Genomic DNA, 25,673 nt, shown 5'->3' with positions numbered 1-25,673 from the left:
CGGTTGCACCCGATCCAATTGTGGGAGCGAGCTTGCTCGCGATGGCGTCGGCTCAGCCTGCATCAATGCAAGCGCTATCCCTTGGCATCAGGCGCCGCTATCTCCCTGGTTTCCAGATGATCCAACGCCCGCTCGACCAACAACTGCACCCCATCGGCCATGCGGCTGATTGCCAGGGCGATGCAGCGGCGTGAGTCATCCACGTCGTCAGCCAGGTCGGCGGCGATGGTGCTGATGGACAGCAGGTCTTCGGAGGCGTTGGCGAGCAGGGTTTCGGTGTCGATGTGGGGAGCGACGATGAAAAGCTGGCTTTTATCGATTTCGGGTGGGTCAGAGGGTTTGGGTTTGAGGTAGTAATCGAGGGCGCGGGTGGCGGCGTCTTCGAGCTTTTTTTCTTCTTGCGCTTCGACGCGGGATTTGTGGCCGTTTTGTGGCGGATTTGGAGTGACCTTGAACATAAATGCATTACCCGATATGTAATTGAATGAAGGCTGACACCTTTCGTTGCACCGAAAGAGGTGGCAGCTACGCGCGGGTGTGCAAGACCGGGCATATCGGACCCCGGCAGACCTCGAGAGTCTCCCGCACGCAGCCGCCATAAACACACCAATACGAGCATGAGCCGTTTGGCGTAGCAGTTGCGCGCCGATATGTACCGGACTTGCACGTCCGTGTCACCGTTTTTTGCGATGACGAACAAAGGTTAGCGGTGCCCCAGAGCCCTGCCTAGTTCACGAACAGCCCGGCGTGTTGAAGGAAATGTCCGAGGGTTGGGCAGGGGAAAGGGATCAAAAAATCGCAGCCTTCGGCAGCTCCTACAGAAACCGATGTAGGAGCTGCCGAAGGCTGCGATCTTTTGATTTTAGGTTTTGTGACTTGGTAGTCATCTTTCGCGAAAACCAGCTTATCTTCCGACAAAGCGATCCGATGATGGCGTTATGCCGAAGAATCGCTAAACTGCCAGCATTGATCTTTTCTCACGAGGCTGTGCCCATGAAATTTCGTTTTCTGCTGTGGATGCTGGGGTTGTTGATGGGCAAGGCCAGCCGGACCAATCCGGCGTTCCAGCAGCAGTTGGGCGACAAGGAGCTGGTGTTCCAGCTGCAGACCCTGGACGGCAAGGTCGCCCGGCATTTCACCGTGAAAAACCAGCGCATCACCAGCCAGTCCGGCGTTTATCCGACCCCGGCCTTCGCCATCGCCTTCAAGGACGCCGCCTATGGCTTCGCCACGATGCAGGCCAGGAACAAGCAACTGGCATTCATGATGGGGATTCAGGACAAGTCGATCCAGATCAAGGGCAACCCGGCGCTGGTGATCTGGTTTCAGGGGCTGACCAAGTACTTGAAGCCGAGGAAGGCGAAAGCGAAGATCTGAGGCGCTGCGGATACTTGTGGCGAGGGGATTTATCCCCGCTGGACTGCGCAGCAGGCCCAAAAAGGTTGACTGTGTTTAGCCTGCATGACTGGGGAGGTTGGTTTTAGGGCCGCTTCGCAGCCCAGCGGGGATAAATCCCCTCGCCACAAGAGCTTCACTCACTTGCACAAGGCAGGTGAATCTATTCAGCCATGGCTGAACTGCGAAGCCAGTTCGCGCAGTAGCGCTTCGGCTTCAAGCACTTTACTGACCACGTCATTGACCTTGTCCCGAGACAGCCCTATGCGCTCGAGCAGAGCATCGGGAATCTCCTCGTCCGGACCGGAGCCGATCCCTCGCGAGCGCAGCAGGCGCACGGCCAGGCACACCAGGTTCGGGTAGGCGGCGTATTCGCCGTCGTAGTGCGGGTCGTGCTGGAAGCGCAGGGCGGTGGCCAGTTCGTCGGGCATGTCCCAGTAGCGCATCAGCCATGAGCCGATCTGTTCGCGACTGATGCCCAGCAGGTGCTGTTCCACGTAGCTGTGGCACAGGTGCGGGTTGACCTCCAGGTGTCGGCAGATCAGCGAGAAGTGCGGTGGGAACACGTGGGCCAGCAGCAGGTAACCGAAGTTGTGCAGCAGGCCGGACAGGTAGGTCAGGCCACCCTCGGGACGCTGGGCGCGCGGCATGGCGCGGGTCAGGCCTTCGATGACGGCGGCGGTGTAGATCGACTGGTGCCAGTACGGCGTGGTGTGTTGCGGGTGGTCTTTGGGCAAGCTCAGGGTCTTGCCCAGGGCCAGGCCCAGTGCCAGGTTGATCACCAGGTCGAAGCCCAGTACCCGCACGATGGCGTCTTCCACTGAACGAATCTTGCCCGGCGACGCGTAGTAGGGCGAGGCGGCCCAGCTCACCACTTGCGCGGCCAGGGCCGGGTCGGTTTCCACCACGCCGGTGATGTCGTCGATGGTGGCGTCGGGGTCGACCCGCAGCTTGATGATTTTTTGCGCGGTTTCAGCCAGCGGTGGGATCTCGATGGTTTCTTCCAGCCGTTGCTGGATACGCCGGGCGGTGAACGCCTGCACAGCCTGGGTGATTTCCGCGCGGTCGTCGTGGGGGCGGTCCAGGTTGGGGGTGATGTTGCTCACGGCTTCGCCGAACGTCGCGGCGCTGGCCTTGGTGAGCATGGTCTTGAACGCTTCGCTGGTCACTTCCAGCAGCAGCCCCGGCTCGCCGGAGTTGATCAGCAGCTTCGGTTCGCGCAGCAGGCTTTCTTCATACAGGCACGGTGAGCTGGTCAGCGCCGGCAGGCCGGGCAGCAGGCTCAGGCTGTGTTTGCCGAGCATGCGCTCCAGGCGTTCGGTCGGCACTGCCGTGAGCTTGCGCCCGGTGAGTTCGGCCAGGCGGTTGAGGTCCAGCAGCTGGCTTTGCGGAAACAGCACCATGAGCGCGCCAACGGCATCGTGCAGCAACACCGCCTGCACTTTGCGGGCAGGGTTCAGGCCGGGTCGTTCGAGTACTTCGTCATAGCCGATGCCCAATTTCTCGAGCAACAGCCGAATAACAGACGGAGCGTGCGGGGCTTCGGGGACGAGGGCAGCTTCTGTCATGGTCTGTATCCGTTTTCCTACAAGTTGGTCAGTATAACCAGCTTGTCCTGCACGCGGGTCTGGAAAACTGAGCGCGTGCTCACACTTGGCCGTATTGCTGCCCATGACGCAGCCAGCGATCCAGCAGCGGGCTGACGTGGTCGGGCCAGCGTTCCAGCAGGGCCTGGGCGGCGTCGCGTACGGCGGGGAGCAGATCGGCGTCGCGCATCAGGTCGGCTACCTTGAATTGAAGCAGACCTGTCTGGCGTGTGCCGAGCATTTCACCGGGGCCGCGCAACTCGAGGTCTTTTTCGGCGATGACGAAACCGTCGTTGGTTTCGCGCATGATCCCCAGCCGCTGGCGGCCGATCTGCGACAGCGGCGGGTGATAGAGCAAGACGCAATGGCTGGCGGCGCTGCCCCGGCCCACTCGGCCGCGCAGCTGGTGCAACTGCGCCAGGCCCAGGCGCTCGGGGTTTTCGATGATCATCAGGCTGGCATTGGGCACGTCGACGCCCACCTCGATCACGGTGGTGGCGACCAGCAGTTGCAGGGCGCCGGCCTTGAATTCAGCCATCACCGCGGCTTTCTCGGCGGGCTTCATGCGGCCGTGGATCAACCCGACCTTCAACTCGCCGAGGGCGGCGGTGAGGTCCTCGAAGGTGGTTTCGGCCGCCTGGCAGGTCAGTTCTTCCGACTCTTCGATCAGCGTACACACCCAATAGGCCTGCCGGCCCTCGGCACAGGCGCTGCGCACGCGCTCGATCACTTCCACTCGTCGGGTATCGGTGACCAACACGGTATTGACCGGCGTGCGGCCGGGAGGCAGTTCGTCGAGGATCGAGGTGTCGAGGTCGGCGTAGGCGCTCATCGCCAGGGTCCGCGGGATCGGCGTGGCGGTCATGATCAGTTGATGAGGGCACATCCGCCCACCGACGCCTTTCTGCCGCAGGGCCAGGCGCTGTTGCACGCCGAAGCGATGCTGTTCGTCGATGATCACCAGGGCCAGGTTCTTGAACTGCACTTCGTCCTGGAACAGCGCATGGGTGCCGACCACCATCGGTGCGCCCTCGGCGATCTGCGCCAGGGCGGCGGCGCGGTTCTTGCCCTTGAGCTTGCCGGCCAGCCAGGCGACTTCGATGCCCAGCGGTTCGAGCCAGCGCTGGAAGGTGATGAAGTGTTGTTCGGCGAGAATCTCGGTGGGCGCCATCAGCGCCACCTGATAACCCGCCTCCAAGGCCTGCAGCGCGGCGAGGGCGGCGACCACGGTCTTGCCGGCGCCGACATCGCCCTGGATCAGCCGCAGCATTGGCTCGGGCTGGCTCAGGTCGTAGGCGATTTCGTTGCCGACTCGTTGCTGGGCGCCTGTGGGGGTGAAGCCGAGGTTGGCCAGGTAGCGGGCCGGCAGGTCCCTGGCCTTGGGCATGGCCGGCGCGCGCAGGGAACGCAGGCTTTCGCGCAGGCGTTGCTGGGACAGTTGATGGGTCAGCAGCTCTTCGAACGCCAGGCGATGCTGGGCCCAGTGATGGCCGAGGGCGAGTTCGTCCACGTCGGCGTCGGCGGGCGGATGATGCAAGTAGCGGATCGCGTCGGCCAGCGGCGCCAAGTGGTAATCCCGGGCCAGTTCCGTGGGCAGCCAGTCGGGCAGGCTGCTGGGGCCGAGCAACGTCAGGGTTTGCTGGCAGAGCTGACGCAGGCGTTGCTGGGTCAGGCCTTCGGTGAGCGGATAGACCGGAGTCAGGGTTTCATCCACGGGCGGCGGTTCATCGCCGGTGATGCTGCGGTATTCCGGGTGGTAGATTTCCAGCCCCGACGCCCCGGGCCGCGCCTCACCGTAGCAGCGCACGCGGGTGCCACGCTTGAGGCCTTCCTTTTGCGCGTTGCTGAAGTGATAGAAGCGCAGGCTGAGCCCGCCGGTGCCATCCTGCAGGCGCACCACCAGGCTGCGGCGGCGGCCCATGACCACGTCGGCGCCGCTGACGGTGCCTTCGATCACCGCATCCTGCCCCGGACGCAGATGGCCGATGGGCACCACGCGGGTGCGGTCCTGGTAACGCAACGGCAGGTGAAACAGCAGGTCCTGGAGGTTTTCCAGGCCGACCTTGGCCAATTTCTCGGCCATGGCTTCACCGACACCCTTGAGTGTCGTGACCGGCACTTTCGACAGCTCAGTCATGACCGCGGCTTACTTGCCAGCGGGCGGCTTGGCCACGGAGCACAGGCGGATCGAGTCGGCGAGGATTTCGATGGCCTTGGGCCGCGGGAAACTGGCGCGCCAGGCGATGGCGACGGTACGGAACGGCACGGGCGGTGTCAGCGGGCGGACTTCGATCACGCCGGGGGAGTAATGATGGCTGTCCACTGCCGACAGCGGCAGGATCGAGATGCCCAGGCCGGATGCGACCATGTGGCGAATGGTTTCCAGGGAGCTGGATTCCACCGTGGTGTGCTTGGCCCCTTCGCTGCCCTTGGTCAGGGTCGGGCAGGCTTCGAGCACCTGGTCGCGGAAGCAATGGCCTTCGCCGAGCAGCAGCAGGCTCTTGTCGTTGAGCAGGGCCGCGTCGATGGTTTTTTTCTGGGTCCAGGGGTGCTCTGCCGGCATCAGGACGTAGAAAGGCTCGTCGTAGAGCGGCAGGGTCAAGACGTCGGCTTCGTTGAACGGCAGGGCGATGATGATCGCGTCCAGCTCGCCGTTGCGCAGCTTGTCGCGCAGCACGTGGGTGAAGTTTTCTTCGATGTACAACGGCATCTGCGGGGCAACCCGGTGCAGTTGTGGAATCAGGTGGGGGAACAGGTATGGGCCGACGGTGTAGATCGCGCCGACTTTCAGCGGGGCGGTCAGTTGGTTCTTGCCGGCCTGGGCCAGTTCGCGAATGCCTTGGGCCTGCTCCAGGACTTTCTGTGCCTGGGCGACGATGCCTTCACCCACCGGGGTCAGGCGCACGGCGCTTTTGCTGCGCTCGAAAATCAGCACACCGAGTTCGTCTTCAAGTTTTTTCACGCCCACCGACAGCGTCGGCTGGCTGACGTGGCAACGCTCGGCCGCATGGCCGAAATGCTGCTCTTGGGCGAGGGTCACGATGTAGCGTAATTCTGTGAGGGTCATGGCGAGCGTCCGTGAAGTTGCGAGCCAAGCATACCGGCTGCAATCGATAGACGCACGTTATCAGACTGGGGGCGCGGTGTGACACTGTCGAATGTCTGTGTGGCGAGGGGATTTATCTGTGGCGAGGGGATTTATCTGTGGTGAGGGGATTTATCCCCGCTGGGCTGCGCAGCAGCCCTCAAAAACACGACTGTCGTCGGGAAGTCAGGAAGATGAGGTCATCTATTTTTAGGGGCGCTACGCGCCCCAGCGGGGATAAATCCCCTCGCCACAGATAAAGCCCCTACCCGGATAAATCACCACAAAAATAAGAAGCCCCTGTTACAGGGGCTTGCAAATTTGCGATCAGCGCCGGCGCTTGTCGATGGAGTACACAAACGGTGCCGTCAGTTCGATGGTGCCGTTGGTCAGCAACTCCGCCGGTGGCTTGGGCAGCGGTTGGGCGCGGCGGATCATTTCCAGTGTGGCCCGGTCCAGCAACTCCGTGCCGGAACTGCCCACCAATTCGAATGACAGCACGTTGCCGTCGGCATCCACCACGAAACGCAAGCGGTTGGTGCCTTCCTTGTTCATTTGCTGAGCCCTGGGCGGGTACTTCTTGTACTTGCCCAAGTGCGCCAGCAGCGTGCCCTGCCAATTGGCCTTGGCGGCCGTTTGCGCAGGTGACGGGCCGGGCGCCGGTTGCGCGGACTTCTCGGTCGGTGCCTGGGTCGGCTGAGTGTCGTTCGGTTTCTGCTCCGACGGCTGTTCCTTCGGCGGCTCCGGCTTTTTCTCGACCACGGGCTTGGGTTTGGGCGGTTGAGGCTTGGGCTTGGGCTTGACCGGCTTGGGCACGGCGATTTCCGGCTTCGGCGCTTCGGCAAGCTTGGGCAGCGGCAGCTCTTCGACCGGCTCGGGCGGTTGCGGCGGTGTGACGATTTTTGGCGGTGCCGGCGGTGGCGGGGCAGGCACTGGCGCCAGTTCGACCATCATCGCCTGGGGCGGCAATTCGATGGGCGCGCGCGAGGTCCAGTTCAGTGCCAGGGCGATGGCGAGCGCATGCACGCCCAATACCACCACCAGGCTACCGCTGTAACGCGTCAGCTTTTGGCGCGTCGTGATCATTTCTTGGGCGCCGTCTCGAGTCCGACCAGGCCGACCTTCAGGTAGCCGGCGCTTCGCAGCGCGTCCATCACGCTCATCAGGTCGCCGTAGTCCACGCCTTTATCGGCCTGGAAGAAGATCGTCGTGTCTTTCTTGCCCTGGGTCTTGGCGTCGAGGGTCGCGCCGAGGGTGTCGGCCTTGACCTCGTCTTCACCCAGGAACAGGCGTTGGTCGGCCTTGACGCTGAGGAACACCGGTTTTTCCGGCCGCGGCGAAGGCTTTGCCGTCGACGCAGGCAGGTCGACCTTGATGTCCACGGTGGCCAGCGGGGCGGCCACCATGAAGATGATCAACAGCACCAGCATCACGTCGATGAACGGCGTGACGTTGATTTCGTGGTTCTCGGCCAGATCGTCGTCTGCGCCTTCTTTCAAATGCAGGCCCATGGCCGATTACCCCACTTTCACCATGTGCGGTTGCGAGCTGCGCTCGGACGGCAGGTGATCGAGGTCACGGCTGACCAGCAGCAGGACTTGCGCCGAAGCGTCGGAGACCTGGGCCTTGTAGCCGGCAATGGAGCGGGCGAAGACGTTGTAGATCACCACGGCTGGAATGGCCGCGACCAGGCCCAGGGCCGTTGCCAGCAGGGCTTCGGCGATGCCTGGGGCGACGACGGCGAGGTTGGTGGTCTGGGTCTTGGCGATGCCGATGAAGCTGTTCATGATGCCCCACACGGTGCCGAACAGGCCGACGAAGGGGGCGGTGGAACCGATGGTGGCGAGCACGCCGGTGCCGCTGCTCATGTTGCGACCGCAGGCGGCAACCAGGCGCTCCAGGCGGAAACTCACGCGTTCCTTGATGCCTTCTTTCTCGCGGCTGTTGGCCGACAGCCGCATCTCTTCGAGCGCGTCGTGCACCAGCAGGTTGGCGAGGGTGCCTTCCTTCGCGGCGGTGGTGCTGGCTTCCTTGAGGGTGGCGGCTTTTTTCAGGGCGGCGATTTCACCGCGCAAGCGACGCTTGGCACCCAGCAGTTCGAAGCCTTTGGCAATCCAGATGGTCCAGGTGATGATCGAGGCGATGGCCAGGCCGATCATCACGATTTTCACGATAATGTCGGCGTTCTTGTACATGCCCCATGGCGACAGGTCGTGGGCCATGCCCAGGGTATTGTCGGCTTCGAGCATTTCAGGTGCCTGGGCCTCGACGGCTTGGGCCGGATCGGTGGCGACCGGCGTCGCAGCAGGAGCGGCCGGGTCTGCCGGTGCCTGGGCGGCCGGGGTGGTGGCTGGCGTCGTGGCGGGCGTCTGGGCATCCGCGAGCGCGGCGGCAGGTGCCAGCAGCAGGCTGAACAGCAGGGCGGCTACCGTGCTCCAGGCACGAGGTCGGTTGGTTGGCGAAGCGGGGGATAGAGAGCGTTTCATGCTGGCCGGACCTGAGAAAAAAAGAAGGTTGATGTTCTTCCAGGCCTCGTGGGCCGAGAACAAAAGTGGCGGGCATTATTGCAAGTAATTCTTGTTAACAAAAGTAATACAGTTACTTTTTTTGTCCCATGGCTAGCCGCTCGTCCCCCTCGGAGGCTAGTCTGCGGCTTTGCCAGAGGAGTTCTTGATGTCCGCGCCTTCTGTTTTGATCGCCGGCTGCGGTGATATCGGCGGCCGCCTGGCCCGCCAGTTATTGGCCGAACATTGGCAGGTCCATGGCCTGCGGCGTACGGTTTCGAGCCTGCCGGCCGGCGTCATCGGGGTGGCGGGGGATCTGTTCAGCGAGCAATGCCCGGCCGATTGGCCCACCGGTTCGCTGGATTACCTGGTGTACAGCGCCGCGGCCACCGACCATGACGAAGCGGGATATCGCACGGCGTATGTCGAAGGCTTGCAGCATGTGTTGGGCTGGCTGGAGCAGCACGGGCAGCGGCCCAAGCGTCTGCTGTTTGTGTCCAGCAGCAGTGTGTATGGGCAGCAAGCGGGGGAATGGGTGGATGAAACCTCTCCCACCGTGGCCGGGGGGTATTCCGGCCGGCTGATGCTCGAAGCCGAGCAAGTGGCCTTGGACAGTGGTATCCCCGCCAGCCGCGTGCGCCTGACCGGCATCTATGGCCCGGGCCGCGAATGGCTGCTGAACCAGGTGCGCCAGGGCTACAGCGTGGTGGAAGATCCGCCCCTGTACGCCAACCGCATCCATGCCGACGACGCGGCGGGCCTGCTGGCCTTTCTGCTGGAAGCCGATCGCCAGGGCAAGCCCCTGGAAGACTGCTACATCGGCGTCGACGACACTCCCGCCGCGCTGGCCGACGTGGTGGGCTGGCTGCGCAACTACATGGGTGTCACCCAATGGGCCGAAAACGCCAGCGTCCGCCGCGCCGGTAGCAAGCGCTGCAGCAACGCCCGGGCCAAGGCCCTGGGCTGGTCGCCGCGTTATCCGAGTTTTCGCGAGGGGTATGCGGCGATTCTGGAAGGGCGCTGCTGACACGGCATCAACGATGCCTTTGGGGCCTAGGCTCGCTCGTTGGCTGTGAGCCGCTATTGCTGTGGCCCGCGCAGGCGCCGTGGTGCCCATCGAATGCACGGGCACCATGGATCCACCCTCGAACTCCAGCCCACGCCTGCACTCAGGTCGTGTAGTCGGCGTTGATGCGGATGTAACCCTCCGAAAGATCGCACCCATAGACGGTGAACTGTCCTTGGGCGATGTTCAGGTCGACCGAGATCAGCACTTCCTTGCCCTGCAGGTAACCCTTGACCGCCAGTAGCCCGGCCTCGTCCAACTGGTGCGGATACGCCTCGGTCTCACCAAAAACGATGCGTACCTTGTCCGGGTCGATGTCCTGCTCTGCCTCGCACTTTCCGATTGCCATGGCTACGCGCCCCCAGTTCGGGTCTGCGCCATGGACAGCGGTCTTGACCAGCGGCGAGTTGACGATGGCCTTGGCCACACGCTTGGCCTGCGCATCATCACGCGCCCCCGTGACGTGCACCTCCAGCGCCTTGCTCGCGCCTTCGCCGTCCGAGGCGATCATGCGCACCAGCCCAAGGGCGATGTCATAAAGCGCTTGCTCGAATTCGACCATGTCCACTTCGCCCGCCAGTCCGTTGGCGAGGATCGCCGCGGAGTCGCTGGTGGAGGTATCGGTATCGATGCTCAAGGCATTGAAGGTCTTGTCGATCACCCGACGAAACAGCGCATCCAGCACATCGGGGGCGATGCGGGCATCGGTAAAGAAGAACGTCAGCAGGGTCGCCATGTTCGGCTCGATCATTCCCACGCCCTTGGCGATGCCCACCAGGCTTGCGTTGCCGACCTGGCGTGCTGCGTACTTGGTGTGGGTGTCGGTGGTCATGATCGCCGCCGCGCAGCGTTGGAAGTCGGCGGGTTGCAGGGGCGGTACGTTGCCCAGGAAGGTGCGGATCTTCTCCATCGGATACTGGCGACCGATCACGCCGGTCGAGGCGATCACCAGCGCCTGCGGGTCGATGTCCACAGCCCGGGCCAGCCCCGCGCGAACTTCCTGGGCATTGGCCAAGCCTTCGGGGCCTGTGGCGACGTTGGCGTTGCGCGCGATCACCACCACGCCTTGTGCGGTATCACGCTGGGCGACCTCGCGGGACAGCGTCACACTCGGGCCGGCGAAGCGCGATTGAGTGAACACGGCACTGATGCTGGCCGGCACGTCGGAGATGACGGCCATGAAATCGTCGCGGCTGTCCTTGATGCCCAGGTTGGCGATGATGCTACGAAAGCCTTTTGGCTGAATGTGCGTGGCGCTCATGTCAGGTCCTTCAGATGAATGATTGATTCCATGCCTGTGTGCCTTGTGCCGAGCAGCATGCGCAAGCGCATGCGGTCCGGCTTGCCGGTCGGCGTCAACGGTATCCTTTCGATCGCCGCGATGCCAGCGGCAACGCCCAGTCGCTCCAGCAGCATGACAAGCGTCGAGCGCTTTTGAGCAGCGATGACGGGACTGGCTTGCAGCACCACGTGGGCGCGACGGCGATCCTGTTCGTCGACCAGCACGACCACCCGTTCGAGTACCAGCGACTGTGCAAGACGTCCTTCCAGGGCGGGCGTGAACTGTGTCCCCTGTGCGGTCAGCAGGGCGTCGTTCGTTCGTCCCAAGGGCATCAGGCTGCCATCGTCCAGTCTGCGGGCGACATCCCCGGTGGGATAGGTGTCGTCCTCGACCGGGTTGGCCGGGAGGGGGAAGTAACCGGAGCCCCGATGCGCGGAGCGAGCGACGATTTCGCCGACCTCCGGCTGCGCGGGGTCGAGTACCGCCAGTGTCACCTCGACATCCCCCACCGCACGCATGCCGCAGTTGACCTGTGGGCCGGGGGCGAAATTGGCCAGGATCATGCCGAACTCGGTGGAACCATAGATTCGCTTGATGTGTATGCCCAGACCGCGCTCGGCTTCCAGCACCACCTGATCGTCCAGGTAGGCGCCGCCGCAGAACGGCCGGGTCAGCGCCGGCAACCGGGTGCCGAGCCGTTGCGCGGCTTGCGCCAGCGCCAGGTATTGCGAGGGCAACGCGCTCATCACGCTGATGCGCTTCTCGTCGAGGGTGCGCAGGGTGTCCTCGATTCGGGACGCTTCGCCCAGGTAAAGCGTGGCGCCCGTCAGCAAGGCAGGAAACACATGGAGGTCGACGGCATGGCCGCCATCGAGGGTGTGGATGTTCAGGTAGCGCGCGCTGTCATCGAGGCAGGCGCACTCGACCCAGTGCAGGATCTCCCGAAACAGGCGGTCCTGGCGCCATAGGGCGAGTTTCGGCGTACCCGTGCTGCCGGAGGTTTCCTGCATGCGCATCAGCCCGGTTCGCTCCTGCCAGGCGGGAGCTTCCTGGTTGACGGGGATCGAGGTGTGCAGGGCGAAGCCGGGTACATCGATGCCGTCGGGTACGATGCCCTGTTCGTTGACCAGAACGGTGGCACCGACCTGGGTCAGGCGCATCGCCCGGTGCTCGGCACTGCTGGCCAGATTGATCGGGCAATGGACCAGGCCCAGGCTGGCCATGGCGAACAAGAGCGCCACATAGCCGGTGCTGTTGCCAAGTTGGGTCGCCACCACATCGCCTTCTCGCAGGCCCGCAGCCTGCAAGCGGGCGCGCAACAGGTCGATGGCTTGCAGCAGGTCGCCGTAGGTGCTGGACGTGCCGTGGCTGTCGATGACTGCCGGATGGTCTCGATGATGCGCAACCATGCTGAGGAACTGGCGCTGGAACATTCGTTGGATTCCTTGGTGATCAGCCGAAATACAGCTTCAAATGTTCGCCCACTGTGCGAAAGCCGATCTCACCCAGGCGATGACGCAACGGGCCGCCGCTGCAGGTAAACGTCAGCGGCTTGCGCTGGCGGCGGTGGATGCCGGCACAGACGTCACTCAGCAGCCTGTCCGAAACGCCACGCAGCCGGTGACGGGCCTCGACGAAGATGAAGCCCAGTTGCTCGTGCTGTTCGTCCTGGCTGGTCAGGGCCGTGCAGCCGCCGAGCTGGCCGTCCACCTCGATCACATGCAGAGCCTGGCGCTGGGTGAGCTGGCGGACGGTATGCGTGGCCTGTTCGCTACTGGACACGAGCTTTACGCCGGAGTCTTTCTCCATCTGGATCCGGTAGCCAACCAGGGTGGCTTCGTCCTCAGGCCCGGCCAGGCGGGTGCTGAGTGCCGGCGTCGATTCGACCGGGAAAGGGGCGAACTGCTTGAGCAGCACTTCGTCGCGCCGCCCGATCAGCGGCCGCCAGGCGGCCGGCCAGTGTTCCAGCAAGCGCTCCAGGACGGCCTTGGGACCGATCGCCATCTGCGGGCTGACATGCCCTGCGGCAACGTGTGCCAGCAACGCTGCGTCCGGCTCGCCGGCAACGAGGATGACCGGCACGGCGAACGGCGGCAGGCTGGGCAACAGGGCGACGGCACCGAGCAGGTGGCCGCCCTCCTGACGCACATAGACTTGCAGTCCCTCGGCGCGATTGCTCAGTGCGCCGGCGAGGAACAACTGGGCGTCGGCATCGTTCGACTGGCCGATAAAAGCCAGCAACTGGGGGTATTGATCCGGCGCGAGGGGGTGGATGTTCAAGGCAGCATTCTCGTTCTAATGGGATAAAGGGGACGGCAAGTTGCGCCAACTGGTCGGGTCCAGTGGCGAGGCGCTGAAGTCCAGTCGCGACTGTTGTTTGCCCAGCGCCAGGCAAGCGGCCGATTGAGAGGCCCAGGGACCGCCTTCAACGTCGCGCCGCCACATCAGCGCATCGTCGGCGCTGCTGTACTGGCCGCCATCGGCCAATAGGTGCAGCCAGCGACCCCAGGCTTGCGCCGGGGAGGCCGTCGCGAGGGGCCGAGGCAGCGGGCTGGCGGCGAAACGGGGCAGGTGTCGTGCCAGGCGTGGGTGATCCGCGCCGATGCCGCGGTAGCACAGGCCGTGGAGACCCTGGCCCAGACGCACCGAGCGCAGGGTCCGGGTGTCCCATTGATGGAGCACCAGGCCGTTGGCATCGGCCAGTCCCAGGATGAAGCCGTTGTACTGGCTCAGGCTGTCGGCGTCCCAGCGGTGCGCGGGTGCTTGCAATGCGATGAGCGGCAGCTCGCCACGGCTGCGGGTTTTACCGGCGACGTGCTCTGGGCGGTTGACCAGAAAACTCGCGCGGTGCTGGTGAACGTCAAGCGCCAGCCAGGTGCCGCCGGATTGCAGGTCCAGGCCGCCGATCACCTGTGGATGCTGCTCGGGCCAATGCGCGGCCGGGGCTTGCCATGGGCGTGCGACCGACTCGTCCCGCACCGTGGCCAGCAACACCGGCCACTGGGGTGAAAGGCCGAGCGCGGCAATGATCGTGCACACGCTCAGGCGCTCTCCAGCGCCGCGCCGGGTGCCGAGGCGATGGCCTCGAACGTCACCTGGCCGCGTAGCAGCTTGCGGCAGGTATTGGGCAACAGCCCGCGCCGGCCGTGCAGGGTGCGCTGGTTATCGATGATCAACAGGTCACCCTTGTGCCAGCGATGGCAGTACAGGTACGGGTCGGCTGTCAGGTGCCGTTCCAGTTCCGCGAACCAGGCAGCCGATGCGTCCTCGCTCAGCCCGGGCACGCGGACATCCCAACTGGCCTTGACCTGGCTGTCGAAAGGCAACGCGAGGTTGAGCGAGCGGACACGGCCGTAGTCGCGGAACGTGGATATCGGATACCAGCCCTCGGGCACCGTGGCGAAGTAGCCTCGCTCAAAGGCCAGGTATTCGAGCCGGCCGTCCAGCAGCGGTTGGCGCAACGATTCGGGCATGTCCTTCCAGGCCGCGAGCTGGTCGCACACGACGGTTGCGCCATCTTCGTCGATGTTCGCAACGTCGGCGGCATACAGGATGATGAGGTCGACCTGGGTGCCGAGCAGGATGCCGTCCGTATGCAGCGGCAGGCTGCCACGGCCGGTAATGACCTTTTCCTTATCGTGGGTGCCGTCGAGCTTGAGGATGTCGGCGAAGCCGTAGCCAACGTTGGCGCTGCCCTCGTCGTAGGACACCTTGTCCCCCAGGCTTTCGACGAACTGCCGAAAGCTGTCTTCGTCGAAGTGGACGTTGCGCAGCAGGGTCACGCCATGGTCGAGCACCGCCTGGCGAACGGCCGCCAGCGGTGTTTCGTCCGGCAGATGGACGCCCAGGCCAGAGGCGGTCAGGGTCTGGCCGCGCAGGTCGCGCAAAGAAACGGATGAGTTCATGGGCGGTTCCTTCAGCAGCGGTGAGCGAGTGAGTGCAGGGCGCGGTCGAGTACGTCTTCGGCACACAGCGGCGCCAATGGCGCTCGTACGGCCTGGTCCAGCTGGGTCGCCAGTATCTGGCGGTACAGCGCCGGCGCGCTGGCGGACTGGTGGGTGGTGACGTCGATCAACTGCGACAGCGCCGTGCCCAACCCATTGCCGTGGTGGATGGCGGTCTTCTTGCGCCAGGCGACCTCGGCAGGCAGCCATTGTTCGGCGGCAAGGCGCAGGTGGCCCTTTTCGCGGCCGCGGGTGGTCTTGACCGACGGACACGTGTCCAGCGCGCTACGCAGCACGGGCAGGTCCCAGTAGGGATGAACCAGTTCGCTGCCGCAGGCTTGGGCCGCGATGCCTGTGAGTTCGCTGGAGTAACGGGTCTTGTCGACCTCGACCGCGATGCTGTTGCGGATATCTTCAGCCAGGCCGTCACCCGTGGCCATGCCGGAGTTGATCAGATCCGAGCCATAACCGGTGAAAATCGTCCGGCCTTCTTCCAGCTGCCGACAGAACGCGGTGATTGCCACGCCGATCTCTACGGCCTGGGGCTGCGGATGGCCAAAGGCGCGGATGGTCTGGGGCAGCGCGTGCAGGATCGATTGCGGGTCGAGTTCGACACGGTTCAGTGGGCGTCCGAGTGCGTCGGCCAGTTGCTGGGCGTCATCGAACTCGTTGCCCCAGGGGGTACCGATGCTGAAGGCTTCGAAGTCCGGGCACTGCGCGGCGAGCAGGGCGGCGACCAGCCCGGAGTCGACACCACCGGAAACCAGTGCGGCGACCTTGCCGGGCCGCTGCAGATGGCCGGCGATACTTTCCTGCAACGCCCTGATCTGCGTCTGTCCGGCGAACAGGGCGTCGCCGTAGCGGTCGCTTTGCAGGGCCAGGGTGTCTTGCATTGCGTCACGCCTGACGCGCACCTGGTTGCCCTGCAACACAACCTCAAGGCGGCTGCTGTGCAACAACCGGCCGATGCCATGGATGCTCGAGCGATCGTCCAGGTGCACGCCCGCCTGTTCGCGCACGCCCAACTGGCAATCGGTCAGGCTCATCCAGGCGCTGGCAGCGATCAGCAGGTCGGTTGACAGAACGAAGTTGCCTTGATGGTCGGCGCTCCAGTACAGCGCGCAGGTGTTGCGGCTGCTGGTCGTCACGGTCAGCTGGTCGCCTTGCACCTCGATCAGGTTGTCTCCCCCTACGTGCAGGCGCGTGCGAGGACGGCCAGACGCATCGTGACGGTCGTCGGGAGCGGGAACCGGCCAGGCCGAGGCATAGCCATGGAAAGCCGAGGCGGCCAGCGGCACGTGGGCGGATTCGAAGCGGTCGAGGGGACGGCTGGAAAGCAGCAACCAGGGTTGTACGGTCATGGGGTCGCCTCCAGGCTCGGTTGCACACTGGAGCGGTTGAGGATCGTCTTCATCCGGCCCTGTGCCTCGCCAGCGGCGAAGGCCGCGCGATGCGCCTGTTTGCCGGCGATGCGAGTCTGTTCCAGCCCGGCGATGAAGTCTCGGTTGAGGTAGGTCTTGGTATTGCGGAACGCGGCATCGGTGAACGCGGCGGCGCGGTGGGCCTGTTCCAGGGCGCTGGCGCGCAGTTGTCCGGCATCGGCCACTGCATGCAGCAACCCGTCGGCCATGGCGCGCGGTGCTGGCCACTCGGCACAGGACATCAGCATGTTCTGCATCAGGCTGCGACCGACGATCTTCTCCAGCATGAAGCCGCCGAAGGTGCAGGCGATGCCCAGTTCGAACTCGGGCATCTTCAGCACGCAGCGATCGCTGCCGATCCGGTAGTCGGCGGTCAGGGCTATCTGCAGGCCGATGCCGATGGCGTAGCCATCGATGGCTGCGATCAGCGGACGGTTCAACTGCAGGGCTGCGATGTACAGGTCGGTGACGTGATCGATCCAGACATCGACCTCGTTGCCACCGGTGAATGTCGAGGTTTCGTGGAAGCTGCCGCCGGCACCGAACGATCGGCCCTCGCCGCTGTGCAGCAGCACTGCACCCACCGCGTCATCCTCGTTCAACTGTCTCAGCAGTCGGGTCAGCTGGGCCATCCGTGGCATCGACCACAGGTTGTGCCGGTGCGAGTCGGTGAAGGCCACCAGCGCGACGCTGTTTTCGAAAGTAATGTCGAAATCGTAAGTGAGGTAATCGTTTTCAAGACCTGGCATCGCTAACTTCCCGTGGCGTCCTTGGTGCGAAGTGGTGCTGTCGGGCCCGATAGCGCCCGGCACTGCCTAGTAGATAGGGCGCGCGTACGGCCTGGTACCTCCCGGAACAGGGAGGTTGTTAGCGTCGTGGCAACTCACTAGCTTCTGCGGCCGCTCGAAGGCTGGCGGACGCCCTATCCGCAGGGCCCGAGTCTCCAAGGCGAATGAAACAGGATCATCGATGTTACCCAGACACCGGTTCTCGAAAGAGATCAAGGACCAGATCAAGCAGTTGTACCGCTACGACAATTACCATGGCCCCCTCGCGTTGCTGCAGAACCTGTTCTGGATCAGCCTGGCGATCTATCTGGGCCAGTCCAGTCCCTGGCTGCTGCCGTTGTCCATCCTGCTGATCGGTTCACGACAACGGGCATTGGCCACGCTGCTGCACGAAGCGGCGCATGGTGCGCTGTGTCGCAGTAAACGGCTGGAAAAATTCCTCGGCACCTGGTGCTCGGGTTACCTGATTTTCCAGGGCTGGGCCAGCTACAAGCGCTCCCACACCCTGGATCACCACCACAAGTTGGGTGACCCGGAGCGCGATCCCGACTATCGGTACTATCAGCAGTCCGGGGTGTTCGAGGCGCGTTCGACGGCCAGGTTCGCGCTTGCGCATCTCATCAGGCCGCTGCTATTCCTGGGCGCACCGCAGAGCTTGAAGTATCTGCTGGTCAACCGACTGATCCGCAGCCCCAGCAAGCGTGAGCTGTTTGCGGTGCTCGCCTGCCAGGGCGTGCTCGGCGTGAGCCTGACGATGCTGTTCGGCGCCAAGGGCTATGTCCTCTACTGGCTCTTGCCCTACCTCAGTACCTTCCAGGCCTTGACTTGGTTCATCGAGCTCGCCGAGCATTACCCGATGATCGCCCAAGCCAAGAGCGATCTGCAGGCCACCCGAAACCGCTTCAGCCATCCGCTCGAGCATTTCTTCACGGCCATGCATGGAGAGAACTTTCACCTGATCCACCATCTCTTTCCTGCCATTCCGTACTGGAACCTCAAGAAGGCTCATCGGATCCTGCTCTGCGACGCGGCATACGCCACAACGAATGCGGGGTTTGGCGGGATCTTCATGTCCTCCAATTTCGCGCCGTCGATGTGGGCCGACATTTTATCGAACGACCTACCAGCGACAGGGACCGTCATCAATGCAAGCTAGTTTCAGCAAAGGCGTTATCTTTGCACTCTCCGCCGCCGCACTTAACGCCACGATCGGCGTGCTCAGTAAAGTGCTCATGAGCAATGGCTTTACCGCCAGCAGTGTCGCCGTCATAAAGACGGTCCTGGGTTGTCTGCTGCTCTCGGCTTTGCTGCTGTTTCTCAAGCGTCCGGCGACGACAGCCAAATGGACCCAGGCGGCGATCTGTGCGTTCCTCGGTATCTTCGTGCTGTTCCACTTCGAAACATCTGCCTATCGGCATTACGCTGCGGCGGGCGTGGTCGTGATGTTGATGGCCAGCGCATCCATCTCCTCCATCGTGCTCGGCCGTATATTCCTCAAGGACGCCATCACCGCCAACGCCACCGTGGGCGCGGCCCTGGCTATCGCCGGGATCGCGGTGATCTTCGGTGCCGACCTGCGGCAGGGCTTCACGCTCCAAGGCGCTGCACTGGCTTCCATGGCGGGCTGCGGCTACGGAGCATTTTCGGTCGCCATGAAGCGGATGGGCGTGTCCGGTGGGTTGCACTTCACCCGTCAACTGCTGTTCTTCGGCAGCCTGTACTTGTTGATGCCGGCCGCGGCCGACGGTTTCGTGATCGGTGAGCTGTCGTCCCTGGCGATTGCCGCGCTGCTGGCGCTGGCTGCGCTGCCGACCATCCTCGGCTTTTTCTGCACCACCAAGGCCATCGAATACCTCAAGCCCTCCCAGGTGCAGGCCTTGGAGCTGACCGAACCGCTGTTCGCCGCCCTGCTGGCGTTTGTGGTGCTCAATGAGGTGCCTCGCGAAAGTCTGTACGCGGGCGCGGCACTGATCATCATCGGCTTGTGTTTTTCCAACGAGCTGATCCGCCTGGGCAGAAAAACGCCTGTCCCGTCTCGCGCGTGAGCCTTTGCCAGAGGGCCTCGCTCGCACATTGATTTCAAAGCGCCATATCTCTATCTTATCGCCCCACTTTTGCGAGGGGGGCGGTTTCCCTCACGTGCTGTCTCAGGATGAGAGCACCGTCGAGCGGTGTCACAAGGAAGGGAATGGCTGTGCTGGCAATGGATGAGCTGATACAACTCAGCGAAACGGAGTGCTTCGAGGATTGGCTGGCAGGGTTGAAGACACTGACCTGCAAGCTGGGCTACGCGAACTTCCTGTTGGGCCTCAAGCCCGGTCCCGCGGCCATGAACCAGCAGGTGCTGATCCACAGTGACTATCCCGGCGCCTGGCGCAAACGTTACGACGCCCAGGGTTATGTGGCGGTTGACCCGATCGTCCAGCATTGCCTGAACCTGAACCAGCCGTTGCTCTGGAACCGTGAAAATTACCGTCGGCCCACGGAATCGGCGTTCTTTGAAGAGGCTGCCGTGTATGGGCTCCAACGCGGACTGGCGCTGCCCCTGCATGGTCCACGGGGTGAGGCGGGTATGCTCTGTCTCAAGCACTCCGAACACGGTGCCCGAGCCACCCGCGCCATGATCGAAACCTTGCCCCTGGCGACAATGCTGCGTGACTACCTCATCGAGCGGGTCCTCAAGGCCCAGGCTGAACACCATGCGCCGGTGCATGTGACGCAACGGGAGAAAGAGGTGCTGCAATGGAGCGCGGCGGGCAAGACGACTTGGGAGATCGCGATGATCCTCTCTTGTACAACCTCGGCAATCGACTTCCATTTCAAGAACATTCGCCGCAAGTTTCAGGTCAGCTCGCGCCAGATGGCAGTGCTCAAGGCTATCCAGCAGAAATCGATCACGCCTTGAGCGTCACTGCGGACGCTGGGCGAGGTCGCTCTCCTGCAGGCGCCCGCTCAAGTACAGGCGCAACAGAATGTAAACCGGGGCGGGGACCTGGCTGGTGCATTCGATACGACTGGCGCAGGCCTGGCTGATGCCGAACCTTGACCAGAACTCGGTCTGGCTCTGCTTTTGATCCAGGCGCAGGCTGATGGCTTGGCGCGCAACCTCGCGCACGGTCGAGGTCTTGAGTAACTTCATCGGGCTGAGTCCTTCAAAAGGCAAAAACTAGCAAATCCGTCAGGCCCCAACTACCTCCCGGATCGGGGAGGGTCTCATTTATTCATTGCGAATATACGCTGTGCGACATATTTCAATCCGCCGGTATATACCCGTCATGTTTATCTCCATTGGCCGTCGCCACAAGATCAATCCTCAAGCACTGAATAACATGCACAAACTTCGGGCGCGTATCTTCAAGCAAAAGAAGATGTGGGATATACCACTGATCAATGACATGGAAATCGATGGGTACGATGCACTCGATCCTTATTACATGATCATCAATCGAAGCGCGGAGCAGGCATACGTCTGCGGTTGCTGGCGGATCCTTCCTACCACCGGGCCGAATATGTTGGCGCATACATTTCCCGAACTGCTGCACGGACAACCGGCGCCGTGCTGCGATTCGATCTGGGAGTTGAGCCGGTTTGCCATCGAGATGCCCCATGACAACCGCTTCGGCTTCTCCCAAGGCACTGTCCAGGCGATCCACGCCATTGTGAATTTCGCCCTCGGGTGTGGGGTGAAGCAGTTCGTGACAGTTACCACCGTCGGTGTCGAGAAGATGCTCATCCGTCTGGGATTGGACACCAGCCGCTTCGGCCCGGCCTTGCAGGTTGGCGTGGAACGGGCGGTGGCGCTGCGCATCGAGCTGAATGATCGAACCACGGCCGCGCTGGAGCGAGCGATCGAGGCCTATATATACAGATCCCAATGTCTTGGAGACGCTGCCGATTTTTAGCATCGCCGTTTTGCTGGCGAAGCCGCCGAAGCGCCAAGCCTGATTGAACACGAGGACGTTCAGACCGCCGGTGTCGTGTTTCAGAGCTTCGCAATTGTGAACTCAATTGTGCTGCCAGATGAAACCACCCTCTTCGGTAGGTTTATAGAAGTTGTCCGATACCTTGGAGCGGTCAGGTTTCTTCGAGGCAAAACGGGCGTCGTTCGGCGCTGCTTCACCGCGCTATCGCGAGCAGAGGATTTCGGTCTGAAGGGCTCAGATCCGACTTACTGCTTTTCCAACACCCACTGCCGGTTGCCCGGCGTGAACGACGGCATTTCATCGGCCAGCGCTGCATTCACGGTCTGGAAAATTTCCAGCGTCTTGCCATTGCGGGCAAAGATCCAGGTGTTGCCCTGGCCGTTCTGTTGCAGCCAGATGTTGTCGTTGCCGCCGCTCATGGAGGCGCAATCGCCGGCCAGGCACAGGGCGTAACGGTCGGCGCCCGGCAGGCCGCTGACCTGGCCGTCGGGTTGGAACTGCACGGTGGCGCCCTGGCCGGGGCCGTTGGCGATGTTCCAGGTACCGCCCAGGTAGGCGGCATACAGCGCGCGTTCGAAACTGGCGCCGATGGGTGCGCCCTCCGGTACCTGAACTTTCGCACGGTCGAACACCTGCTGCGGCTCGTTCTCGGTGGCGGCCTGGCTCAACTGGTCGCCGTCGCGCTTGAGCTCGCTGGCGGAGCTGCCGTAGAAGTCGACTTTCCAGGTGCCGTCTTCTTCGCCCAGCAACTTGCCTTCGACGTTTTCAAAGCCGTTGGTATAGCGCGCCTGGCCGGCCCGGGTGTTGACGTCCCATTCCAGGTTCGGGCCATAGCCTTGCAGCGCTTCGCGCAGCGGGCCGCCCTTGGCGGCAGCGTCGATGGCCGCCTGGTTGATCCAGGTGCCGCTGATGTCACGGTCGGCAGGGTCGCTGGCGCAACCGCCCAGAAAAAGGGCGAGCAGCGAGAAAGCAAGCGCTTTGCGCATGGTGGAATCCTTTCAAGACGAAAACGGCGCAGCGGGGGAGGCTGCGCCGACCTTATTACTCGATGACCAGGATGGCATCCATCTCAACCTGCGAGCCCTTTGGCAGGGCAGCCACGCCAATGGCGGCGCGGGCAGGGTAAGGCTGGTCGAAGTACTTGCCCATGATCTCGTTGACCTTGGCGAAGTGGCTCAGGTCGGTGAGGAAGATGTTGAGCTTGACGATGTCCTTGAAGGAACCACCGGCGGCCTCGGCCACGGCCTTGAGGTTTTCGAACACCTGCACGGTCTGGGCTTCGAAGCCTTCCACCAGCTCCATGGTCTTCGGGTCCAGCGGGATCTGGCCCGACATGTACACGGTGTTGCCGGCCTTGATCGCCTGGGAATAGGTGCCGATGGCGGCTGGGGCCTTGTCGCTGGTGATAACGGTCTTGGTCATTGATGACTCCTTGTAAGGAATGGGCTATTGAGGCGCTATGCGCGCATGCGGGTGATGCGGATAACGCCGGTCAGGGCGCGCAGTTTCTTGATCACGCGGGCCAGGTGCACACGGTCGTGCACGCTGACCACCAATTGGACGACGCTGATGCGGCCATCGCGCTCATCCATGCTGATTTTTTCGATATTGCCGTCGGCGGCGTTGACGCTGCTGGCCAGCAGCGCGATCAGGCCGCGCTGGTGCTCCAGCTCGACCCGCAGCTCGACGTTGAATTCGCCGGTGACATCCTTGGCCCAGGAGAGCTGGATGCATTTTTCCGGGTTGTGGCGGATTTCGCTGATGTTACGGCAGTTGTCCAGGTGCACCACCATCCCCTTGCCGGCGGACAGGTGGCCGACAATCGGGTCGCCCGGGATCGGCGTGCAACACTTGGCATAGCTGAGCACCAGGCCTTCGGTGCCGCGAATCGCCAGCGGGCCTTCGGGGCTTGGCAGTTGTTCGCCTTCGCCGAGCAGGCGACGGGCGACGACATAGGCCATGCGATTGCCCAGGCCGATGTCTTCGAGCAGGTCTTCGATCAATTCGAGGCGGTATTCGTGGAGCATCACCTGCACGCGCTCGCCCGGGATCTTGTCCAGGGAGCTGTCGAAACCGTTCAGGACCTTGTTCAGCAGGCGTTCGCCGAGGCTGATGGATTCGGAGCGGCGTTGCAGTTTCAACGCATGCCGGATGTGCGTACGGGCCTTGCCGGTGACCACGAAGTTGAGCCATGCCGGGTTGGGCCGTGCGCCGGGGGCGCTGACGATTTCCACCGTGGAGCCGCTTTGCAGCGGCTCGGACAACGGTGCCAGGCGACGGTTGATGCGGCACGCGATGCAGCTGTTGCCGACATCGGTGTGCACCGCATAGGCAAAATCCACGGCCGTGGAGCCTTTGGGCAGCTCCATGATCCGGCCTTTGGGGGTGAAGACATAGACCTCGTCCGGGAACAGGTCGATCTTCACGCTCTCGATGAATTCCAGGGAGTTGCCGGCGCGCTGCTGCATTTCCAGCACACCCTTGACCCACTGCCGGGCCCGGGCGTGGGTGCTCTTGGGTTGTTCGTCACCGCTGGATTTGTAGAGCCAGTGGGCGGCGATGCCGTTGTTGGCCATCTCTTCCATTTCACGGGTGCGGATCTGGATTTCGATCGGGACGCCGTGCATGCCGAACAACGTGGTGTGCAGCGACTGGTAGCCGTTGGCCTTGGGGATCGCGATGTAATCCTTGAAGCGCCCCGGTAACGGTTTGTACAGATTATGTACAGCACCCAGCACGCGGTAGCAGGTGTCGACCTTGTCGACGATGATCCGGAACGCGTAGACGTCCATGATCTCGTTGAAGGCCCGACGCTTGCCGCGCATTTTCTTGTAGATGCCGTAGAGGTGTTTCTGCCGGCCGCTGACTTCGCCTTCGATGCCGTCGATGGCCAGGCAGTGGCTCAGGGACTCTTCGATCTTGTTGACGATTTCCTTGCGGTTGCCCCGGGCGCGCTTGACGGCCTGGTTGATCCGCGCCGAACGCATCGGGTGCATGGCCTTGAAGCCGAGGTCTTCGAACTCGATGCGGATCGCGTGCATGCCCAGGCGATTGGCGATGGGGGCGTAGATTTCCAGGGTTTCCTTGGCGATGCGCCGGCGTTTTTCGCCGGACAGCACCTCCAGGGTGCGCATGTTGTGCAGGCGGTCGGCGAGCTTGACCAGGATCACGCGGATGTCGCGCGCCATGGCCATGGCCATTTTCTGGAAGTTCTCGGCCTGGGCCTCGGCCTTGGTCTCGAAGTTCATCTGGGTCAGCTTGCTGACCCCGTCGACCAGTTCGGCCACGGTTTCGCCGAACTGCGCTTGCAGCGCTTCCTTGGCAATGCCAGTGTCTTCGATCACGTCATGCAGCATCGCCGCCATCAGGCTCTGATGGTCCATGTGCATGTCGGCAAGAATATTCGCCACGGCAAGCGGGTGCGTGACGTACGCCTCGCCGCTGCGGCGGCGTTGGCCGTCGTGGGCTTGTTCGGCGTAGAAATAGGCTCGGCGGACCAGGTTGACCTGGTCCGTGCCGAGGTAGGCCGATAAGCGATCGGCGAGGGCGTCTATGCTCGGCATGATGATGACTCCTGCCGTTTGCTGTGACCCCGCGCCGTGCTACGTCGACCAGGCATAGGCTTAGACCGCCTCGTTGGACTCGTCCTCGAACGCTGCGAACAGCGGTTCGTCTTCGACGATTTCAGCGTTGGCGATGAACTCGTAGCTCATCAGGCCCTCGGCGATTTCACGCAGCGCTACCACGGTAGGCTTGTCGTTTTCCCACTGGACCAATGGCTCTTTGCCGCCGGTGGCCAGTTGACGGGCACGCTTGGTAGAGAGCATGACCAGCTCAAAGCGGTTTTCCACGTGTTCTAGGCAGTCTTCAACGGTTACGCGGGCCATGGTATTCCTCGGAGCGAATGCAATATGCGCGCTGCCCGGTTGGGCGAGCGGACTCGACAGTTTAAAAAAACACCAGCGTTTAGGGAAGCGCTGATTTTTTAACCAAACCCCTCGGCGCGCTGCGAGTACCAATGTAAAGCCGTCGCAGCGGTTTTGGGAAGGGCTGTTCAGCCCAGCAGTTCGGCCAATAATTTACCGAAACGTTGCTGCTGGCGTTTCTGCTGCAGCTGGCTGGCGCGGAAAATCGCCTTGAGATCATCCAGCGCGTGGGCGAAATCGTCGTTGATGATCAGGTAATCGTAGTCGACGTAGTGGCTCATTTCGCTGACCGCTTCACGCATCCGGCCTTCGATGATCTCGTCGCTGTCCTGGCCGCGATTGGTCAGGCGCTGGCGCAACGCCTGCTGGCTCGGCGGCAGGATGAAGATCGAACGGGCCTGGGGCATCAGCTTGCGCACCTGCTCGGCGCCTTGCCAGTCGATTTCCAGGATCAGGTCATGGCCTTCGTCGAGGGTCTGCTGCAGATAGCTTTGCGAGGTGCCGTAGAGGTTGCCGAAGACTTCGGCGCGCTCCAGGAAGTCGCCGTGTTCGGCCATCTTCACGAATTCTTCGCGGTCGACGAAGTGATAGTTCACGCCGTTCACTTCGCCCGGGCGCATGGCACGGGTGGTGTGCGAGACCGAGACGCGGATCTGCGGCTCGGCGTCGATCAGGGCCTTGACCAGGCTGGTCTTGCCGGCGCCCGAGGGCGCGGAAATGATGTAGAGGGTGCCGGTGCTGTGGGTCATGTTG

26 protein-coding genes are annotated in these 25,673 nt (G+C 62.9%); 6 read left to right on the top strand and 20 right to left on the bottom strand.

Annotation, left to right across the window (positions count from 1 at the left end; translation table 11 throughout):
• Positions 1–74 precede the first annotated feature (74 nt).
• Complete coding sequence (locus BM317_RS24505; RefSeq protein WP_092476578.1) at positions 75–458, bottom strand: DUF6124 family protein; 384 nt, start codon at positions 456–458, stop codon at positions 75–77.
• Positions 459–993: 535 nt separating this feature from the next.
• On the opposite strand from BM317_RS24505, the gene BM317_RS24500 reads away from it, so the two are divergent.
• Positions 994–1,377, top strand: coding sequence for a helicase (locus BM317_RS24500; protein ID WP_092174336.1), 384 nt, complete (start codon positions 994–996; stop codon positions 1,375–1,377).
• Positions 1,378–1,562: 185 nt separating this feature from the next.
• Here the strand turns inward: BM317_RS24500 and BM317_RS24495 are convergent, their stop codons facing one another.
• The 6 genes from BM317_RS24495 to exbB all read right to left on the bottom strand — a co-directional run bounded on the left by BM317_RS24495 (position 1,563) and on the right by exbB (position 8,552).
• Positions 1,563–2,963, bottom strand: coding sequence for an aminoacyl-tRNA deacylase and HDOD domain-containing protein (locus tag BM317_RS24495; protein ID WP_092174340.1), 1,401 nt, complete (start codon positions 2,961–2,963; stop codon positions 1,563–1,565).
• Between the two features lie 79 nt (positions 2,964–3,042).
• Complete coding sequence (gene recG / locus BM317_RS24490; RefSeq protein WP_060740038.1) at positions 3,043–5,118, bottom strand: ATP-dependent DNA helicase RecG; 2,076 nt, start codon at positions 5,116–5,118, stop codon at positions 3,043–3,045.
• A 9-nt stretch (positions 5,119–5,127) separates the two neighbouring features.
• On the bottom strand, positions 5,128–6,048 hold the full coding sequence (locus BM317_RS24485) for a hydrogen peroxide-inducible genes activator (protein ID WP_053126577.1): 921 nt from the start codon (positions 6,046–6,048) through the stop codon (positions 5,128–5,130).
• Between the two features lie 345 nt (positions 6,049–6,393).
• Positions 6,394–7,152 carry an energy transducer TonB gene (locus tag BM317_RS24480; protein ID WP_092476576.1) on the bottom strand — a complete coding sequence of 253 codons (759 nt, stop codon included), beginning with the start codon at positions 7,150–7,152 and terminating at the stop codon, positions 6,394–6,396.
• Entirely contained in the window at positions 7,149–7,577 is a 429-nt protein-coding gene (exbD, locus tag BM317_RS24475; protein WP_060740040.1) for a TonB system transport protein ExbD, read from the bottom strand. Before exbD ends, BM317_RS24480 begins: the two co-directional genes overlap by 4 nt.
• Positions 7,578–7,583: 6 nt before the next feature.
• The gene (exbB, locus tag BM317_RS24470; protein WP_092476580.1) at positions 7,584–8,552 is read right to left on the bottom strand and encodes a tonB-system energizer ExbB; all 969 of its coding nucleotides are present in this window, start codon (positions 8,550–8,552) and stop codon (positions 7,584–7,586) included.
• A 187-nt stretch (positions 8,553–8,739) separates the two neighbouring features.
• On the opposite strand from exbB, the gene BM317_RS24465 reads away from it, so the two are divergent.
• Positions 8,740–9,597: an SDR family oxidoreductase gene (locus BM317_RS24465; protein WP_092174347.1), complete on the top strand. Its 858-nt coding sequence runs from the start codon at positions 8,740–8,742 to the stop codon at positions 9,595–9,597.
• A 142-nt stretch (positions 9,598–9,739) separates the two neighbouring features.
• Here BM317_RS24465 and argJ read toward each other — a convergent pair whose 3' ends face one another.
• Genes argJ through BM317_RS24430 form a run of 7 tightly spaced genes read right to left on the bottom strand, consistent with a single transcriptional unit; the run spans position 9,740 to position 17,032 of the window.
• Positions 9,740–10,897, bottom strand: a complete 1,158-nt coding sequence (gene argJ / locus BM317_RS24460) for a bifunctional glutamate N-acetyltransferase/amino-acid acetyltransferase ArgJ (RefSeq protein WP_092476574.1) — start codon at positions 10,895–10,897, stop codon at positions 9,740–9,742.
• The gene (locus BM317_RS24455) at positions 10,894–12,351 is read right to left on the bottom strand and encodes a class I adenylate-forming enzyme family protein (protein WP_092476573.1); all 1,458 of its coding nucleotides are present in this window, start codon (positions 12,349–12,351) and stop codon (positions 10,894–10,896) included. Before BM317_RS24455 ends, argJ begins: the two co-directional genes overlap by 4 nt.
• Positions 12,352–12,370: 19 nt before the next feature.
• Entirely contained in the window at positions 12,371–13,198 is an 828-nt protein-coding gene (locus BM317_RS24450) for a GNAT family N-acetyltransferase (protein ID WP_092476571.1), read from the bottom strand.
• Between the two features lie 15 nt (positions 13,199–13,213).
• Positions 13,214–13,957, bottom strand: a complete 744-nt coding sequence (locus BM317_RS24445) for an NRDE family protein (protein WP_170866281.1) — start codon at positions 13,955–13,957, stop codon at positions 13,214–13,216.
• A gap of 2 nt (positions 13,958–13,959) precedes the next feature.
• Positions 13,960–14,823: a TauD/TfdA dioxygenase family protein gene (locus tag BM317_RS24440; protein ID WP_092174365.1), complete on the bottom strand. Its 864-nt coding sequence runs from the start codon at positions 14,821–14,823 to the stop codon at positions 13,960–13,962.
• Positions 14,824–14,834: 11 nt separating this feature from the next.
• Positions 14,835–16,223 (bottom strand): asparagine synthase C-terminal domain-containing protein, encoded by a 1,389-nt coding sequence (locus BM317_RS24435; RefSeq protein ID WP_092476568.1) that lies wholly within the window; start codon positions 16,221–16,223, stop codon positions 14,835–14,837.
• Positions 16,220–17,032 carry an enoyl-CoA hydratase/isomerase family protein gene (locus BM317_RS24430; protein WP_092174372.1) on the bottom strand — a complete coding sequence of 271 codons (813 nt, stop codon included), beginning with the start codon at positions 17,030–17,032 and terminating at the stop codon, positions 16,220–16,222. The genes BM317_RS24435 and BM317_RS24430 overlap by 4 nt, the downstream gene beginning before the upstream one ends.
• A gap of 220 nt (positions 17,033–17,252) precedes the next feature.
• On the opposite strand from BM317_RS24430, the gene gntB reads away from it, so the two are divergent.
• The 3 genes from gntB to BM317_RS24415 all read left to right on the top strand — a co-directional run bounded on the left by gntB (position 17,253) and on the right by BM317_RS24415 (position 19,976).
• The gene (gene gntB / locus BM317_RS24425; RefSeq protein WP_092476566.1) at positions 17,253–18,227 is read left to right on the top strand and encodes a guanitoxin biosynthesis L-arginine gamma (S) hydroxylase; all 975 of its coding nucleotides are present in this window, start codon (positions 17,253–17,255) and stop codon (positions 18,225–18,227) included.
• The gene (locus tag BM317_RS24420) at positions 18,217–19,116 is read left to right on the top strand and encodes a DMT family transporter (RefSeq protein WP_092174378.1); all 900 of its coding nucleotides are present in this window, start codon (positions 18,217–18,219) and stop codon (positions 19,114–19,116) included. Before gntB ends, BM317_RS24420 begins: the two co-directional genes overlap by 11 nt.
• A 143-nt stretch (positions 19,117–19,259) precedes the next feature.
• Positions 19,260–19,976 (top strand): LuxR family transcriptional regulator, encoded by a 717-nt coding sequence (locus BM317_RS24415; protein WP_170866280.1) that lies wholly within the window; start codon positions 19,260–19,262, stop codon positions 19,974–19,976.
• A 3-nt stretch (positions 19,977–19,979) separates the two neighbouring features.
• Here BM317_RS24415 and BM317_RS24410 read toward each other — a convergent pair whose 3' ends face one another.
• The gene (locus BM317_RS24410; protein ID WP_092174384.1) at positions 19,980–20,210 is read right to left on the bottom strand and encodes a hypothetical protein; all 231 of its coding nucleotides are present in this window, start codon (positions 20,208–20,210) and stop codon (positions 19,980–19,982) included.
• Between the two features lie 136 nt (positions 20,211–20,346).
• Between BM317_RS24410 and BM317_RS24405 the strand changes: the two genes are divergently transcribed.
• Positions 20,347–20,973, top strand: a complete 627-nt coding sequence (locus tag BM317_RS24405) for an acyl-homoserine-lactone synthase (RefSeq protein WP_092476563.1) — start codon at positions 20,347–20,349, stop codon at positions 20,971–20,973.
• 266 nt (positions 20,974–21,239) lie between these two features.
• On the opposite strand, the gene BM317_RS24400 is transcribed toward BM317_RS24405, so the two are convergent.
• From BM317_RS24400 to gmk, 5 genes are all read right to left on the bottom strand, one after another.
• Positions 21,240–21,980 carry a hypothetical protein gene (locus BM317_RS24400; RefSeq protein ID WP_092476561.1) on the bottom strand — a complete coding sequence of 247 codons (741 nt, stop codon included), beginning with the start codon at positions 21,978–21,980 and terminating at the stop codon, positions 21,240–21,242.
• A 55-nt stretch (positions 21,981–22,035) separates the two neighbouring features.
• A complete protein-coding gene (locus BM317_RS24395) occupies positions 22,036–22,416 on the bottom strand; it encodes a RidA family protein (protein ID WP_003229509.1) in 381 nt (126 codons plus the stop codon).
• A gap of 35 nt (positions 22,417–22,451) precedes the next feature.
• Complete coding sequence (gene spoT, locus BM317_RS24390; RefSeq protein ID WP_053126562.1) at positions 22,452–24,557, bottom strand: bifunctional GTP diphosphokinase/guanosine-3',5'-bis pyrophosphate 3'-pyrophosphohydrolase; 2,106 nt, start codon at positions 24,555–24,557, stop codon at positions 22,452–22,454.
• Between the two features lie 60 nt (positions 24,558–24,617).
• Positions 24,618–24,881 carry a DNA-directed RNA polymerase subunit omega gene (rpoZ, locus tag BM317_RS24385; protein WP_003177259.1) on the bottom strand — a complete coding sequence of 88 codons (264 nt, stop codon included), beginning with the start codon at positions 24,879–24,881 and terminating at the stop codon, positions 24,618–24,620.
• Positions 24,882–25,048: 167 nt separating this feature from the next.
• A complete protein-coding gene (gene gmk / locus BM317_RS24380) occupies positions 25,049–25,669 on the bottom strand; it encodes a guanylate kinase (RefSeq protein WP_053126561.1) in 621 nt (206 codons plus the stop codon).
• Positions 25,670–25,673 lie beyond the last annotated feature (4 nt).

The organism is Pseudomonas sp. NFACC24-1, assembly GCF_900115235.1.
Lineage (GTDB): Bacteria > Pseudomonadota > Gammaproteobacteria > Pseudomonadales > Pseudomonadaceae > Aquipseudomonas > Aquipseudomonas fluorescens_AA.
This window is presented reverse-complemented; position numbering and strand designations above follow the sequence as displayed.

Coding starts and splice junctions, on each gene's coding strand:
- BM317_RS24400 (WP_092476561.1), bottom strand. CDS start 21,980: ATGCGCAAAGCGCTTGCTTTCTCGCTGCTCGCCCTTTTTCTGGGCGGT.
- BM317_RS24420 (WP_092174378.1), top strand. CDS start 18,217: ATGCAAGCTAGTTTCAGCAAAGGCGTTATCTTTGCACTCTCCGCCGCC.
- BM317_RS24410 (WP_092174384.1), bottom strand. CDS start 20,210: ATGAAGTTACTCAAGACCTCGACCGTGCGCGAGGTTGCGCGCCAAGCC.
- gmk (WP_053126561.1), bottom strand. CDS start 25,669: ATGACCCACAGCACCGGCACCCTCTACATCATTTCCGCGCCCTCGGGC.
- gntB (WP_092476566.1), top strand. CDS start 17,253: ATGTTACCCAGACACCGGTTCTCGAAAGAGATCAAGGACCAGATCAAG.
- exbD (WP_060740040.1), bottom strand. CDS start 7,577: ATGGGCCTGCATTTGAAAGAAGGCGCAGACGACGATCTGGCCGAGAAC.
- BM317_RS24455 (WP_092476573.1), bottom strand. CDS start 12,351: ATGTTCCAGCGCCAGTTCCTCAGCATGGTTGCGCATCATCGAGACCAT.
- BM317_RS24435 (WP_092476568.1), bottom strand. CDS start 16,223: ATGACCGTACAACCCTGGTTGCTGCTTTCCAGCCGTCCCCTCGACCGC.
- spoT (WP_053126562.1), bottom strand. CDS start 24,557: ATGCCGAGCATAGACGCCCTCGCCGATCGCTTATCGGCCTACCTCGGC.
- BM317_RS24465 (WP_092174347.1), top strand. CDS start 8,740: ATGTCCGCGCCTTCTGTTTTGATCGCCGGCTGCGGTGATATCGGCGGC.
- BM317_RS24415 (WP_170866280.1), top strand. CDS start 19,260: ATGGCTGTGCTGGCAATGGATGAGCTGATACAACTCAGCGAAACGGAG.
- argJ (WP_092476574.1), bottom strand. CDS start 10,897: ATGAGCGCCACGCACATTCAGCCAAAAGGCTTTCGTAGCATCATCGCC.
- BM317_RS24500 (WP_092174336.1), top strand. CDS start 994: ATGAAATTTCGTTTTCTGCTGTGGATGCTGGGGTTGTTGATGGGCAAG.
- recG (WP_060740038.1), bottom strand. CDS start 5,118: ATGACTGAGCTGTCGAAAGTGCCGGTCACGACACTCAAGGGTGTCGGT.
- rpoZ (WP_003177259.1), bottom strand. CDS start 24,881: ATGGCCCGCGTAACCGTTGAAGACTGCCTAGAACACGTGGAAAACCGC.
- BM317_RS24395 (WP_003229509.1), bottom strand. CDS start 22,416: ATGACCAAGACCGTTATCACCAGCGACAAGGCCCCAGCCGCCATCGGC.
- BM317_RS24480 (WP_092476576.1), bottom strand. CDS start 7,152: ATGATCACGACGCGCCAAAAGCTGACGCGTTACAGCGGTAGCCTGGTG.
- BM317_RS24505 (WP_092476578.1), bottom strand. CDS start 458: ATGTTCAAGGTCACTCCAAATCCGCCACAAAACGGCCACAAATCCCGC.
- BM317_RS24405 (WP_092476563.1), top strand. CDS start 20,347: ATGTTTATCTCCATTGGCCGTCGCCACAAGATCAATCCTCAAGCACTG.
- BM317_RS24430 (WP_092174372.1), bottom strand. CDS start 17,032: ATGCCAGGTCTTGAAAACGATTACCTCACTTACGATTTCGACATTACT.
- BM317_RS24495 (WP_092174340.1), bottom strand. CDS start 2,963: ATGACAGAAGCTGCCCTCGTCCCCGAAGCCCCGCACGCTCCGTCTGTT.
- BM317_RS24485 (WP_053126577.1), bottom strand. CDS start 6,048: ATGACCCTCACAGAATTACGCTACATCGTGACCCTCGCCCAAGAGCAG.
- BM317_RS24440 (WP_092174365.1), bottom strand. CDS start 14,823: ATGAACTCATCCGTTTCTTTGCGCGACCTGCGCGGCCAGACCCTGACC.
- exbB (WP_092476580.1), bottom strand. CDS start 8,552: ATGAAACGCTCTCTATCCCCCGCTTCGCCAACCAACCGACCTCGTGCC.